This window comes from Mesorhizobium sp. FG116, assembly GCF_057809835.1.
Genome location: NZ_JBMDKS010000024.1, coordinates 23950 through 39323 on the forward strand (window position 1 = coordinate 23950; position 15374 = coordinate 39323).

Here is a 15374-nt window from a genome sequence, read left to right on the forward strand (position 1 = left end):
GGGGTAGCACCCTCACTCAAAGGGACAACAGGGAACGATTTCTCGTTTCAGATCGTCGTCCGCGCACGAACCCCTCTGTTATGCCTCTGAGCAGGACCGGCACGAGACAAGCGCCTCGAGGCGTTTTTCGTCTCCTGGTCTTTGACAGGCTCGGCTTCGAGCATCCAGATGCCGCTCGCCAGCAGGAACAGAAATAGCACATACGTCGCGTTCCAAAAATGTACGGTCCATCCAACGAGAAAAAAGCCGCACATCGCGATCACATAGGCAATCCTGTACTGGTCGAGCCGGCCATCCGATATTTTGAGGAACCCAATGGAGAAGAAGGGTATGATCAAGGTCAGCAACATCAAAATTGCTGCTGGTATTCCGTAGTAGACGGCGTGAATGAGCCAGAACATATCGATGCTGGGCGGCATCCAGACAGGCCGTTCCCATCTGTTCAAACCTACGCCGAAGAACGGATTGTCAAGCGCCGAGCGCGTTCCAAATATCCATATGAGAATGCGGTAATACGCCGACTCCCCGTCGAATGAAAACATGCTGAGGAACAGATTCGGCACCGATCGATTGGAAACCATCGAAAGGCTGATCCAGGCCGTGGCCAGCAAGCCGCACAGCAAGCGCCATCTATATACGTAGCCCGACAACAGCCAATTCCAGGACAAAAGCATGCCTTGAGCGATCAAGGCAGTGAGTGGACCGGCCGAAAGGCTGAAAAATGCGGTCGCGAAGACACTCCCCGGCCTCATCCAACGTTTGACCCCTTTTTCGCTATATCCAAGCACAAGAAACGACAGGCCGAACACGCTGCTAGCTACCACACCAAACAGGATCGGATGTTCGAATACGGCTTGGACACGCCTCAGACCTAGGCGCGCATCATTCTCTGCCGTAGTTGGAACCGGCAGCACAGCCGAGAATGCCTGCAAAAGGACATCACGGTGGGTGACCGCTTCCAGTATCGCAAACGGGAGCAGGGCGACAACGAGCCAGAACAATAGATGTACTGTGCGCCGGAAATCGTCAGCATTGCGAATGTAACATCTTGCGATGAAATAGGAGCCGGCAGTTTCGATGAACAATATGCCTGCCGGTTGGATGCTCCCGTCAAAGCCTTGGTTGACCATCAGACTGACCGAGGCCCAAAGACAGTAGAGTAGGAGAGTGATATCCGAAGCGCGAATTCGACCCGCCTTGCCTGAAATCCAGGCTACGAGACAAGGCACCACCATGATCAGCAGCACAGTGCGGTGCATTGAAAGGGCGAGCGGGCCCAGGTGCCAAGTCCAAGGTATAAAGAGCGAGATAAGTAGCAATCGTACCGGCCACGCCAATCGTTGGTGAGCGACGGGGCTCAATCGTGTTCCTCTTGATCTTGCGCGGCGCGGTGTTCGCGACTTTCCAGGTGCGCCGATTGCAGTCCTTTCCATCGTATGCTCCGACCTCGCCGCGTAGTCGCTCAACGCCAAACAGGTCGCCAACCCAAACGTCAGCCGAACCTACCACACGCCAATCTCCGCGTAAGTCAGCCTTCCGCCGACTATCTGCGCATATACCCTTGCCGGAATTGATCCGCGGCGAAGGCAGATACGCCCCGCTTCATCCCATCGGATTATTCGTGTGACTGATTGCTCAAATTGACCGTTGCCTGCAAAGCCCGGACGCTAACGAACTTTGCAGAAAGCTGTAACGGTATATCAAAAGCCTTGCCAAGCGACGTTCGTCCCTACGCCAATCAAAAATGGCCCAATCTGGTGCAGGTATTCTTCGCGCTCGTCCTGCCTTTCATGGTCCTCTGGACGACAACCACAACTGTTGCGGGCGAAGAACGCTACCCTGATAAATCCAACACAGGCGTACCGGCATCGACCGTCCTGACTCGCTATGAAGGCACTCTTCACATCACAACGGACAACCAGGTTGTCGAAGGGCTGGAGGTCATCGGAAATGTTGTGATCGAAGCGAGCAACGTTACGGTAAAGAACTCCAGGATTATCTCCGGAACGCCTTGGCACGCGGTAATGATCGTCGACAATGCTCCCGGCTTCACGTTGATGGACTGCGAGATCGACGGCCAAAGCACCACCGACAACGGTTTCTATGGGCACGGAACCATTCTGCGAAGCAATATTCACGGCGTAGAAAACGGCATGACCATATGGGGGCCGTCCGTCATAAAGGACAATTTCATTCATAGCCTGGCGGCGACTGATGAGGACCCTCATTTCGACGGCATACAGATCAACGGAGCGAATGACGTATCGATCATTCACAACACCGTAATCAACGAACACGAGCAGACTGCCGCAATCATCATGGGGAACACCTTCAGTGGGCTGTCAAATATCGTTGTCGACAACAATCTGCTGATCGGTGGCGGATATACGGTCTATGTCGACGGCAGAAAGGGTGGCGGGCCTGTCGATGACGCTTCAATTCGCATTACTGACAATCGGATTGGCGGTGGCCACTGGGGCAGCTTCGCGCTCTACGACCAGAAGCCTATCCTCTCGGGCAATGTATTGATCAAGCCGCCACTTCCGTCCGCGCAAGACAGCCCCATGCGTCCTCGAGCGGAAGCTGTCTCCCCCTACCTGAACGCGTTCAGGTGAGGTCGGTTCGGTCCGCCGACGACGCTCCCGCCTTCCTATTGCGCCACATCGACCTTAGCGAGCGTGTCCAACCCAGATGGCCGACGAGCCTGCGCCCTTGATCATTAAGCGCAGCCAGCGATGAATAGGCTGCCATCCTCAGCAAGGCGCCGGCCCTGGGCGCTATCAACAACAACTCCCGTTCACGCCGGGCACAGCGGCCGAAGGCGGACTTGTATTCTGCTTCGCCCTGACCAAAATCAAGCAGGGAGATCGCAGGATCGGCACACAAATCCTCAAGCATTCTCAGCATCGTGAAGCGACCGACCGATTGCTTTGAGAACTCCGGATCAAAACCGGGTGTTCCTATGTAGAAGGTGTTTCCGTAAGCCATTCCTGTCCAGAACGACACCGGTCGACCTTCCAGATACAGCACCCATGTGCGGGCCCAGCCTTTCTTCAGACCAAGGCTGATCAAGGCCATCTGAAGCGGCGAACCGGAAAAGGCGACGCCCAATCCTTGCTGGTAAGATCGAGATCCAACCATGCGCATCGCTTCACACATTTCATCCATCTGATGCCACTGGTCAAAACGGCGTAGCTCGATCTTACCTTCGTAGTGAGCACGCAACGCCTTGTCATGGCGGCGCAACGTATTGCGCGTTTTAGATGAGCGACCGGAAAGGAACTCATCAAACGAGCCTGGAATATCTGCGACCCAACGCCGTGAAGGTGGTGGGCTGAAGCCTCGCAGAAGCCTGAGCGTGGACGAGACACCCGCGGAATATCTGTCCGAAGCAACGTCAATGTTGCGCATAATGACAATGTCCGCCTCACCTTTCGAAAGCGCGCTTTGCAGATGAGCAAAGGCGACATCCTCATCGGCGCGGCCCCGACTTCCCAATATGCCGTCGAACGACACAATCAGAGCGAGCAGCTTGACATGACCGAGCACACTGTAACCCACCCGCAACGGCAGGCTTATCGGTTGAATTCGTGCGACGACGAGCAGGTCATGCCCGTCCTCCAACCGGATATGCGATACGTAAGGTCTTGCGCCAAGGTCAGCACTAGCGACCACCGCCGTGAAATAGTCGATGTCTGAATCGATGTCGGACACTTTGAAACTGCCCCAAAGTGGCCGCAACGCCTCGATGCCGGCAAGGCTCGTCACCTCCACGGCACGTGCCTCGACACCCTGATCAACACGGGAGTTCGGTAGAGGTATCGTGGCGAGCATAGGATCACATCCAAACCGTTGTGGGTCCGAGCGCTAGAGCTCTAGTGTCAGGACCTATCAATCTTGAGAGTCATGCCGATCTCTTCAGTTCTGATTCGTCATCGCCGGTGCTGCCGGCAGATTCCGGCCATTCGAACGAAACGCGGCAAGAAGGGCCGCTCTGTGCGCTGGGCTTCGCCAAACTCTCAACGTCTCGCCCATGATCATCGCGAGTCGAAACGTGGCAGTGGCTAGCTTGCCGTGCCTGCGGCGGTAGTCTTCAATACGATTGACCATCATCAGGCCCGACAGGAAGGGGCTGCTCTCATAGTCGCCGCCGAAGTGCACAGCCGTTGCCTGCGGCACATAATTGACGGACAAGCCCCGTTCACGAACACGGCGCAAATAATCCACTTCCTCGCTGTACAGGAAGAAGGACTCGTCCCAATCACCAGCGGCGAGACGGGCGCGCGCCGAAATCATCAGCGCCGCACCGGTCGCCCATTCGATGGACCCGCCGTCCCTGTAGAGGGCCGGATCGTGGACGATCTCGCCGAGGCCGCATCTGGCAGCGAGCGTGCCGCCAAGCAATGCCTCGCCCCACGCAGTAATCAACGAAGGTTCGCGTCGGATCGAAGGCGCGAGATGCCCGTCCTCCGAGAGCATTTGCGGCACGGTGATACCGATCGCCAGATCCGACAGTTCTTCGCACAATATGCGGGCGGAACCCGGCATAAGGCGGATGTCGGGGTTGAGCACCAGGACATCGCAATGCTTGCCAATGGTGGCGGTTGCGGCATTGATAGCGGCTGCATAGCCGGCGTTCCTGCCGGTTTCGATCACGCGCACGCCAACCGGATGGTTGCGCGCAATCTCGACCGAGCGGTCACGCGAATCGTTGTCCACCACAATGACATCGAGCTCATCGATGCCCGCGCAGCCGGCGGGAAGCGAGTCCAGCAAGCCAGGCAGCACCTCGGCGCTGTTGTAAGTGACGATAACCGCCGCCAGCGACAGTGGATCGCGGATGGCTTCACGCCTTGCCGTTCTTCGCAATTCGCCGGATGCCTGTTCCAAGTCCCGTCCAATCTCGCGCTGCTGCGCGCCCACGCAGGGATGCGCGCCAATTTCGTGCAAGACTATCGCCGATACGAAAGGCCAGTTGCAACGCGGCCCAGCGGCGTAGTGCGGCCTGCCTCTTCAGCCAGACAAGGCGTGCGCGTCGTAGAACCCCTAGTCCTATCGGCGTAACCCATCGTAAGCGCACCACGCCCGCGCATCGCCCAGTAAGCCTTTCAGGCCAATGGCAAAACCGGCCAGATTTTCTAGCATCAGGGAGAGTTGGGGCGTGCGCTCCCGACAGCAGCACATGATGCAAGTCCTTGCCCACACCGACAAGGCAGGCCGAACACGGACCAGGAGCGTTCCCTTGGGCATAGTACAACAGCCAGTGCCGATCGCCGCCGACCGAAGCGATATCTTCCCCCTCGACCGGTTGCGGGCGCTTGGCGCCGTTGCGCCGGCAACCCGCGCCCGTATGGACCAACTGGTCGAACTGGCCAAGAACGGGCTGCCGCGCATGTACCGCAAGGGATCGTTCGCGCACACCGTCAGGGGCGTGAATACAGCCAAGGGAAAGGCCGTTCGGGCGGAAGGCGATAGCCTGCGCTATGCGATCGATGTCGCGCTAGGCTTGTCGTTCACCAGCATCGAGGAGCAGCGCCGCATCCTGAAGGGCGTCACGGCGGCTGATCTCATCAGCACCACCGCCACGCGTGCGGAATTTTCCAGCGACCCCGGCGCCGTTGCACTCGCTGCCTGGACGTCGGCGGAAGCTGCCGGAATATATGCCGCGCCCCTCTTCAACCGCCTGACCGCTTGGCTGGAGTCGGGCGACCCGGTGAACACGGTCGATTGCGCCTGGGCGCTTCTCGCAGCGGTGGCGGCGCGTCATCTGGGCGACACCGCCCGATTGACCACCATGGCCCGCAACAGGCTGATCGAGGCACAGGGCCCGTTCGGCCTGTTTCCACATGGGCTGCCCGCCTCGTCCAACGGCCGCTGGCGGGCCCATGTCGGCTGCTTTGCCGACCAGGTCTATACGATCCAGGCGCTGGCCCGGCTTCATGTCGCCTCGCCGGATGAAGAAGCACTAGCAGCTGCCGAAGCATGTGCCGCCCGCATCTGCGCCCTGCAAGGTCCGGCAGGTCAATGGTGGTGGCACTATGACGTCCGCGACGGCAGCGTCGTCGAAGGCTATCCGGTCTACAGCGTCCACCAGCATGCGATGGCGCCGATGGCCCTTCTCGATCTCCGCGAAGCCGGCGGCACCGACCATCTGGCTGCGGTCGTCAAAGGCGTGCAGTGGCTGGACACACATCCCGAAATCGACACGCCGCTGGTCAGCGAAGAGCATGGCGTGATCTGGCGCAAAGTAGCCCGGCGCGAGCCGAAGAAGGCCGCCCGCGCCATTGCAGCCGTGACGACGGCGATCCGGCCCGGCCTGCACCTGCCCGGCCTCAATCTTCTCTTTCCCACCACCTATGTCGACTACGAATGCCGGCCCTATGAATTCGGCTGGCTGCTCTACGCCTGGCTGTGCGGCGGCACGGTCGCGGGCCTGAGCGGGCGTGATCCGAAACAGGCCGTTTCCAGAACCTGGGGAGCGTAGCATGCGCACGCAGCGGCAGCTTTTGTTCGGCGTCTACATGGATGCGATAAGCATGGAGGACGTGATCAACCGCTGCCGCACGGCGCTGGTGACACGCAACCGCCTGCTGCTTGGCGTTCTCAACGCGGCCAAGGTCGTCAACCTGCGCAAGGACTCGCTGTTGCGGAACTCGCTCATCGAGTGCGACATGCTGCTTGCCGACGGACAATCGGTGGTGTGGGCGAGCAAGATGCTTCGCCGCCCGCTGCCGGAACGCATCGCCGGCATCGACATATTCGAGCAATTGCTGACGCTGGCCCATCACGACGCCCGTTCGGTTTATCTTCTCGGCGCACGCCCGGACGTTCTGGCGCGCATGGAGGAAAAGATCGCTGAGCGCTTCCCCGGCCTGCGCATTGCCGGCAGCCATCACGGCTATTTCGAAGTTGCCGACAGCGAGGGCATTGCCGAAGACATCCGGCGGTCGGGCGCCGACATGCTGTTTTTGGGCATGACCTCCCCCAAGAAGGAAATCTTCCTCGGCACCTATGGCCGCTCGCTCAATGTGCCGATCCTGCACGGCGTCGGTGGCTCGTTCGACATCATGGCCGGCATCACCAAGCGCGCGCCCCGTGTCTGGCAACGCGCGGGCATGGAGTGGGCTTACCGGGTGGTGCAGGAGCCGCGCCGCCTGTGGTGGCGCTACTTCTCGACCAACGCCACCTTCCTCGTCCTGACCGCGCGCGAACTGATCGCTCCGGCGCGCGCCTTCAAGGCCGGCAAGGAAACACCGCCCGACCACATTTTCAGCGGCGTGCGGCGCTAACATTCAGGAAATCTCTACTGGAAGCTTTTCCGCCGCCGTCAGGCGATCGGCGTAGCCGCACCGCTTAGCGACTGGATTTTCCTGTCGGCGATGACCTGCCGGATAACGTCGGCATCGACGGTCTTCTCATCCTCGGCGAAGGCATAGACCAGCGCATAGTCGCAGATCTGGTTGATGACGCGCGGCAGGCCGTTGCTGGCCGCGGCGATCAACTCGCAGGCCCCGCGCGTGAAGATCTTGCGCTTGGCGCCGGCCACATAGAGGCGGTGCGCGATATAAGGGGCCACGGCTTCAGCCGGCATACCCGACAAGTGGAACTGCGCCGACACGCGCTGCGCAAACTGCAGCATTCGTGGCCTGGCAATGATTTCATTGAGCTCGGGCTGTCCAACCAGCACAATCTGCAGGATTTCGTCGTTCTCGTCGTTGAGGTTCGACAGGCAGCGCAGTTCCTCCAGCATCTTGGCCGAGAGGTTCTGGGCTTCGTCGAAAATCAGCACGGTATGACGGCCCTGGGCGCGCTCGCCTCTCAGAAACTCCTCAAGCTGGCTGAAGCGCTGGACATAGGACAAGCCGCGGCCGAGCGGCTGCCCCAGCGAATCCAGCACCCAGTGCAGAAGCTGCCCCCTGTCGCCGTGCGCGTTGGACACCAACCCGATGCGCAGGTCGGGTGCAGCGGCACTGAGCAGATGACGGATCAGCGTCGTCTTTCCAGCACCAATCTCGCCGGTGATGACGCTGATCGGCGCAAATGTCGCCAGCGCATATTCGAGCATCGAATAGGCCCGGCTGTGATTGGTCGACCAGAACAGGAAGCCCGGATCTGGAACGAGACTGAACGGCCGTCCGCTAATCCCGAAATGGTTCGAGTAAATCAGGAAGCTGCTCGAACCGCCGGCTGGCCGGGGCTGAGGTGCTTGCTGCTCCGACGCATCATCGTATTTGGGCGCGAACTGCTTTCGATTATGCAACACGGTCACTCCACTCAGTACCCGTACTTTTCAGGCGCGTAGCGACACTTGTTGAGCACGGTGCCGAGCAGGTTGGTCTTTTCGGAAAGCTCGCGTTCGCAAAGATCGACCTCCGAGACCGTGCTCTCCTCGGCCGCGACAACGAGGATGGCGCAATCTACATTGGGCAGGAATCCCATGACGTCGTCGTTGGCCAGCATCGGCGGCAGGTCGAAGATGACGATGTCGGCTGCAAGTTTCTGGCGTACCGACGATACGGCGCGCGCGGCCTCGGGGCTTTGCAGCAGTTCCGCGGCCATGCGCACGGGACGGTTGTTGGCGGCAACGGCAAGGTTTTCGCCATAGCGCGAAAACATGTTCTCGACCGCGATATTACCCTTCAGGAATTCCTCCATGGAAGGCGGCGACTTGACGCCCAGCACCTCGGCCACCTGCGGGCGGCGCAGGTCGAGATCCACCAGCGCCGTGCGGCAGTCCTTCTGGTTGGCAAGCGAAAAGGCCAGGTTCAGCCCGACGACGGTCTTGCCGCAGCGTGCCGTCGGCGACGTGATCATCAGGGACTTCCAGTCGTTCTCGCGCATCACATGCATGACCTTGGTGCGCAGGATGTCGAACGCGACATGGGCAGGATCGGTGCGGCCAACGGTGACCAGTCTGCCCTGCTCGATCCGCCAGGGGTCCGGCCTTCCGATTTGCAAGCCGTCCCAAACCGATTGCGGAGATGCGGCAGGCAAGAGCGCCGGGCGCGCCAGCGCTTCAACTGGCGCAGGAGCAGCAGGCATTGGATGCGCCTTGCCGTTGGTCTTGTGCTTTTTTGCCGGCTTCTTTTGCGGAGGCGCGGAAATCTGCTGGGGTACGGGCGCGAATGGAACGGCCACCCGCCTGTCTGCCTTCTGCTTCGCGGGCGCGGGCATCTGCTGCTCGGCCCTTGCCTTGACCAGCGCGGCCTGGATCAGCTCCATACCTTCAGCTTTTGTACCTTCCAGCACGGCCCTTTTACCTTCCTGCTTTCGTGTCACGTCAGAGAGCCCCATCGGCAGAAAGGCCGAGGGCCGTATTTTGAGGGACGGGAGCGACGATGCCGGAAGCCCCGGCACCAAGGAGCGCTGCAACGGCGATACTGCCGGTCAGAGCCATACCCAATCGCAACCGCCGGAATTTCGACCGCTTCTCCTCGGGGCTGAGAATATAGGGAATGGTGGCGAGCGGCTGGGTCTCCAGGAGTTCTGCGAGTTCGGTCGGACGACGCACGGTCTTATTGAGCAATTCAAGCATCACTATGAGGCCGAGGCCGCCGGCTATTCCCGCTAGGATGCTTGCGGCCACGATGCGAAGCTTATTTGGCTGGATCGGCTTTTCCGGCGCGACGGCGGGTTCCACAACCGAAAAACGGCCGCCCTTGGAGCGGGCCTCGATCTGCTCGCCTGTCGACGCCTGCGCCTGAAGGGCAGTCGCGGAATTATACTGTGCCTGAATGTTGTTTCGCGTGCGCTCGAGTGCACTGAGCTTGGTGTCGTTGCCCGGCGTGGCGGCAATGGTTTTCGTCAGCTTGGCAAGGTTGTCCGATATGGACGCCCTTTCCTCGGCAATGTAGCGCAGCCGCTCGTCGATATCCGAAAGTTGCAGGTCGAGTTCGGTCGGGCCTGCCTTCTTGTTTGCGCCGCCCGAATTGGTGATCTGCTCCTGAAGGGCTGCGATACGCTTGCGCAGCGTCACGATGTTCGGGCTGGTCTCCGAAAAGATGCTGAGCTGATCGGCCAGCGCCCTGTTCATGTCCTGCAGCATCTGCTGCTCAGGGCTTAGCGGCCCGGTAGTCGCCAACTGCCCGGTGTTCTGGAACATCTGGACGAGATTGTTTCGCCGGCTGCGCAAGCCTGCTTCTTCCCGTTCCAACTGGGAGAGCCTGTCCTGCAGGCCGCTTTGCTGGCTGCGCCGAAAATCCAGGCTGTCGGGAAGTGAATCCTTGTTGGCATTCTTGAACTGCAGGATTTCTGCCTCCAGTCCGCTCAACTCCTTGCCCAGCCTGTCGACCTCCTGGTCGAAGAACTTCATCGTTTCGCCAGCCCGGCCGGTGCGCAGGCTGAGGTTCTTGTCAACGACACGGTCGACCAGATCGTTGACCACTGCTGCGGCAAGCTTAGGGTCCTTGGCGTCGAAGGAAACGGCAAAGACAGTGGCGCCTTCGCCGCGCCCTTGAGTTTCCAGCTGGACCTGTTCGAAATGGAGCCTGTCGCGCATGTCGTCGGCAATATCGGTCGCCGACATCTTGGCGATATCGCTGCCATAGACATCGAGCCGCTTTGCCAGATCCTGCAGCTTGCCCTGGGTGGTGACTTCCTGCTGAATAACCTCGAACTGTTCCACGGCGCTGATCGGCACAGTGGAACGCGCCATCTCCGTGGGGATCTGTGGAGCCTCGACGAGGATCTTCGCGCTTGCGCGATAAAGCGGCGGTACCAGCAGTGCAACCGCTATGCCGCCGACCGTGCATGCCGCGATGATCGCCGCCACGTGTGGCAGTCGCCGCAACAGCAGCGATAGATAGAAACGGATATCGACATCACCCATGGCAGGCCCAACAACTGTAAGCCGGTACTGATTCCAGCCTGTGCATTTTCGAGTTTCAGCCTAGCCGGCGATAGATCGCTGATAGGTGCTAAGGGTGTCAGCAACGGCCAACAGGCCTAATCCTTTTGCGTGACAGCCTGTCACCTTGGGCTATACGAAAGGGTCTAGTTCGCAGGCTCAATAGCCACTTCCGGTGCGATGCATTGCGGCCGCCGGTCCCTGAATCGCGATGCCGTATTCGCGTGTGAAGAGCGCAATGTCCTCCAGCAATCCCTCGACAAATTCGGCCTGTGCCTGCAGCACGGCGATGCGTTCGGAATATCTGGACATCGAACTGGTCAGGCCGTCCACCTTGCCCGACAAGTGATCGGCCCCGTCGTCCTCGAGCGCCGCCATCGAGAAGGCAGCGTTTTCAGCAGCCTGTTCGCGTCTTGACCGAAGCCCGGACCGCTCGTGTTCGATCTCGGCGGCAAGCGTCGACAGCGTGTCGGCAAGACGCTGCATGCGTGCGGCGTCCCCGGCACTGTCCCGGTCAGCGCTGCGAATCCTGAATCCGAACAAGGCCATGATCTTCTCCGTTGTTGACGCGCCTCGCGCATCAGCTTGAAGACAATACTGGCCTATCCCGGCGGCTTTTCCATCTGGTCATTCGGCTGTCGCAGCGCCGGTTACATGTGATTTATCTTACTCCATAAAGCTTATGCGTAAGCTTGGCCGATGCTTGCTATCAAAAGTCTTCATGCGCGTGACGTTTGCCAAAGTTGCGCGATCGCGCCGACATGCCGACAGGAAATGCCATGGATTCGCCTCCTCGATTGAGCGTCGTCATCCCGCATCTCAACGAACCGGGTGACCTGCGCCGCTGCCTGCTTTCGCTCGTCGAACAACGTCGGGACGGGATCGACTTCGAAATCATCGTCGTGGACAACGGCTCCGCGCAACTGCCCACGCAAGCGTGCGCCGGCCTGCCAAATGTGCATCTGCACCGGGAGGCGACACCGGGACCTGGACCAGCGCGGAACTTCGGCGCAAGCGTGTCGCGCTCGGAGCTCATCGCTTTCATCGACGCCGACTGCGTCGCGTGCCCCGGTTGGGCGCGCTCCATCATCGAGCGCATGGAGCAACATCCCGAAACCGGCTTTCTGGGCGGCGATATCGGCATCTTGCCGGCCGATCCGGCAAGGCTGACGGGCGTCGAGGCCTATGAAAGCATCTACAGTTACCGCGCCCGCGACTATGTCGAGAAATACGGATTTGCCGCGACTGGCAACATGGCGGTGCGCGCATCGGTGTTTCGCGCCGTCGGGCCATTTGGCGGCATCGCCACCATGGAAGACACCGAGTGGGGGCAACGTGCAAGCGCAATGGGCTTCAAGATCGCCTATCTGTCGCAAGCCAAGGTGCTTACCAACTCGTGCAAGTCATTCGGGGAACTGGCAAGGCGGTGGGACAGGCATGTCGCGCACGAATTCCGCCATGTCGGCGGCAGCAGCAAGGCGATGGCGCGATGGCTCGCCACTGCCGCGGCACTGGCGGTATCGCCGCTGCCCGGAGCCATCTCAATCTTACGATCTAGCCGTATCAGCGGCCTGCGCGCCAGATGGCTGGCGCTGGTCTGCCTGACCCGCATCCGGCTCTACCGGGCCAGGCGCATGTTCGGTCTTGCGCTCAAAGACAACAGCGCCGCCGTTGTCGGAACCTGGAACAGGGAAAAGTCCTGACGGCTTTGCACCCGATGGGCAATTGCGCCTCATTCGGCCTACGCCTTGTGTCTAGCCTACACCAAAAGCCTCATCCTTTTTGATGTGTGCTGCATCGCAACAGCCTCCGTTCGCATAGGTTATTGAACCATCGGAGATACCACCTGCGCACTTTGAACAAGTGCAGTTGGCGAGAAGGTTGGTCATTCAGCTTCGTGAGAAAACAAAAACCCGCCGAAGATTCCCTTATCGGCTTAGAAAAAAGCTGAGATTTCCGACGTTACCCCTGCCGAATCACGGATTGCTCCAAAAGCATTTTGCAAGTGCCTGAAGACTACTTTCCGTATCTAGATCAAACTGTCTAAAGTCGATGAATTGCTGCCAAAAATCATAACTGGTTAAGCTTTTATTAATGTGAACTACTCTGTGACGGACTTGCTCCCTCCTGAAGACGTTCACTTGGGCTTGGCTTTGGCGTTCGGACGCTGGAAGCACGTATCATTGGGCGGGGCAGTCTATGCTGGAAGAATATTCCAGAACGCACATCCATGGCCTGCCGTTCGACTTGCCGGAAGGCAATCGAAAGCCATGGTCTCGGCAAATCTATTTCGGCTTCAAGCGTTGCTTCGATGTCGCGGCGACCGTAGCCGTGGCGCCCGTTGCGCTTGGCCTGGTCGGTTCCATGGCGCTTCTGGTCAAGCTTGACGGCGGCAAGGCGTTCTACGCCCAGCCCCGCGTCGGCCGCAACGGCAAGGCTTTCAAGCTGTGGAAGCTGCGCACCATGGTGCCCGACGCAGAGGCCAAGCTGGAGCAGTATCTGAAGGACAATCCGGCGGCTCGGATCGAATGGGACCTCAACCAGAAGCTCAGGCAGGACCCCCGCATTACCAGGGTCGGCCAGTTTCTGCGCAAGTACTCGCTGGATGAGCTGCCGCAGCTTTTCAACGTGTTCCTCGGGCAGATGTCGCTTGTCGGCCCGCGGCCGATGTGCCTCGACCAGCGCTCGCAATATCCGGGCACGGCCTATTTCGAGCTTCGGCCGGGCCTGACCGGCCTTTGGCAGGTCAGCGACCGCAACAATTGCACCTTCACGGAACGCGCCCTGCACGACACGCGCTACGCGCGCATCATGTCTTTTGGAACGGATATGCAGATCATCTTCCAGACCGTCGGCGTGGTGTTTCGCGGAACCGGTCTGTGATATCCGGGATTTTGGCGCCTCACAAACAACAGAGCAATAAAAACGGGCCGCCAATGCTAAGCATGGCGACCCGGCCTCGGTCAGAAATGAGGCTTAAGCTCTCTTGGTCACGAATGAATGACAGGCATGCGCGCGCCAGCATGGATGCTGTGCGAGGGCACAACGAAATCGCCCGGGAACAAATCGTTGATCTTGAAGGCAACTTCGGTCCTGTTGGTGGCCTTGAGCTTCTTCATGATGTTGCGGATATGAACCTTGACCGTGCTTTCGCGAAGGTTGAGTTCATAAGCGATGATCTTGTTGGCCTTGCCACGCCGCAGCGCTTCGACCACTTCGGTCTGCCGCGAGGTGAACATGCCGGCCATCGGACGTGCAGGCTCGGCGCCGGATTCCAACATCTGACGCATCGCCATCACGCTGCTTGCCGGGACGAACACGCCGCCGGCAAGCGCCAGCCCGATCGCCTCGATGCAAACCTGGATGTTTACCGACGACGGAATGTAGCCGCGCGCACCGCATTCCAATGCCTTGACGATTTGCGGCAGCTCGTCGCCGTCAGCAAGCACGATGACCGGTACGCCCTCGAGCTCAGCCGACAGGTTCCTGATTTCCTCGGCAACGGACGGCTCCGTGATCTTGCGGCTGCCGACATTGACAAGGATCGCGGAGGCCGACGGGTGGTGCAGCCTCTGCATCTTCCATTCTTCGATCGACGCAAAGGCAAGCACATTCATGCCCGACTTCTGGGCCGCCACGCTTTGCACGAAGCATTCACGGCCGAGCGCCCTGGAATCGATCATCACCACGAACTTTGCAGGCAGTGCCGACAAATCCGCAACGCTGTCGCCATCGTCAGGTCTGACAGACTGCTGCTGAAAGTCGAACTGGGTATGATTGACGTTCATTTCTCCCATAAGTGTCATGACACGTAGCTCCTTTCCCTACGGCACCAAGGCCGCAGGCCGCCTTCCCCACCGCTTCCCCGAACACCAGCCGCCCTTGGCATCTACCAATGGCGCCACCCTGTCCCACAGGGATCCCAACTCGGTTTCGCGGACTATTGCACCAGATTGGAATAGATAAAAAGATTGTACTAGTCATTAATTTAGGTTAACGAAGCTTTAAATTTATGATCTTTTTCCCCAATATCTCACGCCCAATCGGCTTAGTTGGTTAATTTGTAAACTTTACACATATTATTCTAATAAAATGCCAGCTAAATTACCAAGATCAATCATTCCCTGACTAACAACTTGAAACGTAGACGAATATTTCTGCCGCTCCGGCCACGACATAATCTCAAAAATGCAAGATTACGTCTTGTGCCGACCGCCTTGCCAGACCCGTCGAGCCCGCAGGAAATCGCGCTGACCTTGATTCCTGCCGCGAATCGCGAATCAGGCGAACGACGGTCTTCAAGTCTCCTTCCGAATATATCGGATTTTTAAAATTGCCTGCGCCGATCTTTCTTTTCCGAATAGTTTCGGGATTGGCAATTGCGCGCGCACCTACTGCAATTTTGGAAATAAAAGTCGAGTCGTTTCCTACACAAAACCCCTACACATTTCGATGTAGGGTACCTATTCAACGTGGTTCGAGGTAACCCGACGCCAGGCTCGCGTGTAATCCACCACGCAAAGAATTT

General features: G+C 59.1%; 13 protein-coding genes. 5 read left to right on the forward strand and 8 right to left on the reverse strand.

Going from position 1 to position 15374, the window contains the following annotated elements:
• Positions 1-47 precede the first annotated feature (47 nt).
• Entirely contained in the window at positions 48-1361 is a 1314-nt protein-coding gene (locus tag ACODTY_RS17780; RefSeq protein WP_488995538.1) for an O-antigen ligase family protein, read from the reverse strand.
• 270 nt (positions 1362-1631) lie between these two features.
• On the opposite strand from ACODTY_RS17780, the gene ACODTY_RS17785 reads away from it, so the two are divergent.
• The gene (locus ACODTY_RS17785; protein ID WP_488995539.1) at positions 1632-2615 is read left to right on the forward strand and encodes a right-handed parallel beta-helix repeat-containing protein; all 984 of its coding nucleotides are present in this window, start codon (positions 1632-1634) and stop codon (positions 2613-2615) included.
• Here the strand turns inward: ACODTY_RS17785 and ACODTY_RS17790 are convergent.
• Both ACODTY_RS17790 and ACODTY_RS17795 read right to left on the reverse strand, forming a co-directional pair.
• On the reverse strand, positions 2608-3834 hold the full coding sequence (locus ACODTY_RS17790) for a GNAT family N-acetyltransferase (RefSeq protein ID WP_488995540.1): 1227 nt from the start codon (positions 3832-3834) through the stop codon (positions 2608-2610). The two genes, ACODTY_RS17785 and ACODTY_RS17790, sit on opposite strands and share 8 nt — an antisense overlap.
• 84 nt (positions 3835-3918) lie before the next feature.
• Complete coding sequence (locus ACODTY_RS17795) at positions 3919-4842, reverse strand: glycosyltransferase (protein WP_488995591.1); 924 nt, start codon at positions 4840-4842, stop codon at positions 3919-3921.
• 400 nt (positions 4843-5242) lie between these two features.
• Between ACODTY_RS17795 and ACODTY_RS17800 the strand changes: the two genes are divergently transcribed.
• Positions 5243-6484 carry a hypothetical protein gene (locus ACODTY_RS17800; RefSeq protein ID WP_488995541.1) on the forward strand — a complete coding sequence of 414 codons (1242 nt, stop codon included), beginning with the start codon at positions 5243-5245 and terminating at the stop codon, positions 6482-6484.
• 1 nt (position 6485) lies between these two features.
• Positions 6486-7289, forward strand: a complete 804-nt coding sequence (locus ACODTY_RS17805) for a WecB/TagA/CpsF family glycosyltransferase (RefSeq protein WP_488995542.1) — start codon at positions 6486-6488, stop codon at positions 7287-7289.
• Between the two features lie 38 nt (positions 7290-7327).
• On the opposite strand, the gene ACODTY_RS17810 is transcribed toward ACODTY_RS17805, so the two are convergent.
• The 4 genes from ACODTY_RS17810 to ACODTY_RS17825 all read right to left on the reverse strand — a co-directional run bounded on the left by ACODTY_RS17810 (position 7328) and on the right by ACODTY_RS17825 (position 11395).
• Positions 7328-8260 carry an ExeA family protein gene (locus ACODTY_RS17810; protein WP_488995543.1) on the reverse strand — a complete coding sequence of 311 codons (933 nt, stop codon included), beginning with the start codon at positions 8258-8260 and terminating at the stop codon, positions 7328-7330.
• A gap of 14 nt (positions 8261-8274) precedes the next feature.
• Positions 8275-9249, reverse strand: coding sequence for a CpsD/CapB family tyrosine-protein kinase (locus tag ACODTY_RS17815; protein ID WP_488995544.1), 975 nt, complete (start codon positions 9247-9249; stop codon positions 8275-8277).
• A 31-nt stretch (positions 9250-9280) separates the two neighbouring features.
• A complete protein-coding gene (locus ACODTY_RS17820) occupies positions 9281-10828 on the reverse strand; it encodes a GumC family protein (protein ID WP_488995545.1) in 1548 nt (515 codons plus the stop codon).
• A 177-nt stretch (positions 10829-11005) separates the two neighbouring features.
• Positions 11006-11395, reverse strand: coding sequence for a hypothetical protein (locus ACODTY_RS17825; RefSeq protein ID WP_488995546.1), 390 nt, complete (start codon positions 11393-11395; stop codon positions 11006-11008).
• A 230-nt stretch (positions 11396-11625) separates the two neighbouring features.
• On the opposite strand from ACODTY_RS17825, the gene ACODTY_RS17830 reads away from it, so the two are divergent.
• On the forward strand, positions 11626-12549 hold the full coding sequence (locus tag ACODTY_RS17830; RefSeq protein WP_488995547.1) for a glycosyltransferase family 2 protein: 924 nt from the start codon (positions 11626-11628) through the stop codon (positions 12547-12549).
• 496 nt (positions 12550-13045) lie between these two features.
• Entirely contained in the window at positions 13046-13729 is a 684-nt protein-coding gene (locus tag ACODTY_RS17835; RefSeq protein WP_488995548.1) for a sugar transferase, read from the forward strand.
• Between the two features lie 107 nt (positions 13730-13836).
• Here ACODTY_RS17835 and ACODTY_RS17840 read toward each other — a convergent pair whose 3' ends face one another.
• Positions 13837-14643 carry a LuxR C-terminal-related transcriptional regulator gene (locus ACODTY_RS17840; protein ID WP_488995592.1) on the reverse strand — a complete coding sequence of 269 codons (807 nt, stop codon included), beginning with the start codon at positions 14641-14643 and terminating at the stop codon, positions 13837-13839.
• Between the last annotated feature and the right edge of the window lie 731 nt (positions 14644-15374).